Source organism: Saccharomonospora saliphila YIM 90502, from assembly GCF_000383795.1.
In the GTDB taxonomy this organism is placed as follows: Bacteria; Actinomycetota; Actinomycetes; order Mycobacteriales; family Pseudonocardiaceae; genus Saccharomonospora; species Saccharomonospora saliphila.
The window spans coordinates 10,537-12,961 of the sequence record NZ_KB912639.1 but is presented as its reverse complement, the minus strand read 5'-3'; the positions used below and the strand labels follow the sequence as shown (position 1 = coordinate 12,961).

General features: G+C 69.6%; 2 protein-coding genes. Both read right to left on the bottom strand.

Features of this window, described 5'->3' with window-relative positions:
• Positions 1-101 precede the first annotated feature (101 nt).
• Positions 102-1,022: a trypsin-like serine peptidase gene (locus SACSA_RS0105105; protein WP_083940165.1), complete on the bottom strand. Its 921-nt coding sequence runs from the start codon at positions 1,020-1,022 to the stop codon at positions 102-104.
• A gap of 240 nt (positions 1,023-1,262) precedes the next feature.
• The gene (locus SACSA_RS0105100) at positions 1,263-2,342 is read right to left on the bottom strand and encodes a hypothetical protein (RefSeq protein WP_019814079.1); all 1,080 of its coding nucleotides are present in this window, start codon (positions 2,340-2,342) and stop codon (positions 1,263-1,265) included.
• Between the last annotated feature and the right edge of the window lie 83 nt (positions 2,343-2,425).

The following is a 2,425-nucleotide window of genomic DNA, read 5'->3' as shown; positions in this document are numbered from 1 at the left end:
TCGTCGCGCCGAGTTGTCCCCAACTTCGCCTCGGCCCTGTTTTTCTCTCCTTCACCGGCCCCGCGCGCACGACCCCGGCCTCGTCGCCCCGGGCGCGCCGGTCAGGCGCCCGCGGCCTCGGTGTAGGTCGACTCGGCCACCGAGCCGAAGTACGGCCCGTACATGGTGTTCGGGTCGAAGGTGTACTTGAAGCTGTTCACCGAGTTCAGGGTGCCGCCGGTGATCCAGCCACCACCCGAGGAACCGCCCGTCATGTCACAGGTCAGGCCCTGGTCGTTGGAGCCGAGCCAGTCGTCGCGCGCCGTGCCGGAGCACGAGTAGAGGGACTCACCGTCGAACGGGTCCGCGGCGGGATAGCCGTACGAGGTGTAGTCCAGACCGCGCTCCATGTTGAACCCGATCGGGTAGGAGCCGACCACGTCGGTGAGGCTCTGCCCCTGGTCGTTCTCGTTCATCACCGCGAAGCCGACGTCGTAGTTGAAGTCGCCCGAGTCGGCCCACTGGCTCGGAGTGAAGAGCTGCTCGGCCGTCCACGTGCCGTGGGGGTTGGAGCCGTGGTCGTAGGCGGGCACGAACGCGAAGTTGGTCGCGAACGCGCCGGGTCCCTCGTTGAGGCAGTGGCCCGCGGTGGTGACGACGTCGCCGTTGGCGCTCTCGGTGGCGGTGCCCGAGCAGACGTAGTCCTGCCCGCCAAGGGTGAAGAAGACCTTGCCCAACTCCGGGCGTGGGCTCTCCGGCTGGGCGGCCGCCCTCACGTCGCCCTCCGTGGCCCGCGTCCGCGCCCTCGCCTTGTCGGTACCACCGAATCGCACGTCGGCGGGCAGCGCCGTGTCCATCCGGTGCTGGGTCCAGTACCGCTCGATCCGGTCCTGCTCGCCGTCGCTGACCGCCGCCCGTTGCGTGGCGACGTCCGGCGCGGTGCCGTCCGCCTCGGGACCGGCGCTGGCCGGCGCCGCCAGCGCCACGGAGCCGCCCACCAAGGCCACGCCCGCGAGCAGGGATCGAATGAGAGGTCGATGCATAGCGAATCTCTCCCGATAGTGTGAAAATCACCGAGCAGGGTTGACGGTGATAGCGTCGAACGCTAAAGGGACAAGATCGCCAAGTGCAGACTTGAAATGAGACCGTGGGTCGGTTATTGCGGCCGCATCGAGCGCGCCGCTGTCACCCGGGAAGCGCAAGACGAAAGACGGGTCAGGACGATCGACGGTATCGGCCGGTGTCCGCTCCGCGCCGAACCGCTCGTGGCCGAACCGGGCCGTTCAGCCGTCCGTGCCGCCCTCGTCGGCCAGGTACGGGTGCGGTGCACGGTCCTCGCCGAGGTGGGCGCGGGGCAGGAACCAGCGCTCGAACGCGAGGTCGGGACCGGGTTCGGCGTCGCCGGTGTCGAACAACGCCTCGAAGTCCGAATCGGCGAACGCGTACTCGTTGAAAATGGAAAAGACTTTGGCGATCCGTTCGGCGTCCAGAACGTCCGCGAGGTCCAATTCCACTTCCGCGCGGCATTCCGCGATGTGCAACGCCAGCGCCTCGGCGACCGAGATCGGTGGCGTCCATCCGGAGCGGGTGAGCCGGTGTCCCAGAATGGAGGTGGCGACCAGGAACTGTTTCGCGAACAGGGCGGTATAGCGGTCCGCGAATCGCGGCGGCAGTTCGTCGAGGGCCCACAGGTCGGTGACCTCGGCGGCGGTCGCGTCCTCGTCGTCGAGTAGCTGGATGTCGGCGAACAGCTCGTCGGTCAGCATCTCGATGCCGTGCAGCAGCGCGCCCGCGACGAACCGCGCCTGTTCCTCGGTGACGTCGGGGCCGAACGCGGACCACCCGAACGCGCCGAGGTGCTCACTCGCCCGGAGCAGTCGCGCGCGCCGTTCGGCGATGTCGTGGGCGCGGCCGGGCGAGGACGCCTCCGTGGCCGGGATGTCCATGCCCGGCCCGTCCTCGTCGACCTCCCCGAGCAGGCCGTCCACGATGCCGTCGCCGGGCTCGGCGGAGGCGGCCAGAGCGCTTTCCAACTGGTCGTCGGTGGCGGTCACCGCACAGTGCTTGACTTCCCAGCCCGCGAGCAGCTCGATCTCCTCGATGGTCTGCTCGAGCACCGCCCGGGTCGCGTCCTCGGCGAAGGCCAGCGCGGGCGCGTCGAGCAGCCAGTGCACGAGCACACCACCGAGGTGGGCCTCCAGTGTGTGTTCCACCGGAATGATCTCCACACCGTCGGGCCCCTCGATGCTCAGCAGCGCGCTCAGCCTGCCGTCGAGCAGGGACACCACACCGACCTGCTGGAGCGGGTCCAGGTCGGGCGTGCCGGCGGGGGTGACCAGGTCGGCGGTGAGTTGGTACTCCACGTGCGCAGTGTGACACGACCCCTCCCGCCGGAGACCGCCAGGCCGCGCGGCGTTCGTGCCCCGCGCGGTGCCCGCGCCGCGCC

Coding starts and splice junctions, on each gene's coding strand:
- SACSA_RS0105105 (WP_083940165.1), bottom strand. CDS start 1,022: ATGCATCGACCTCTCATTCGATCCCTGCTCGCGGGCGTGGCCTTGGTG.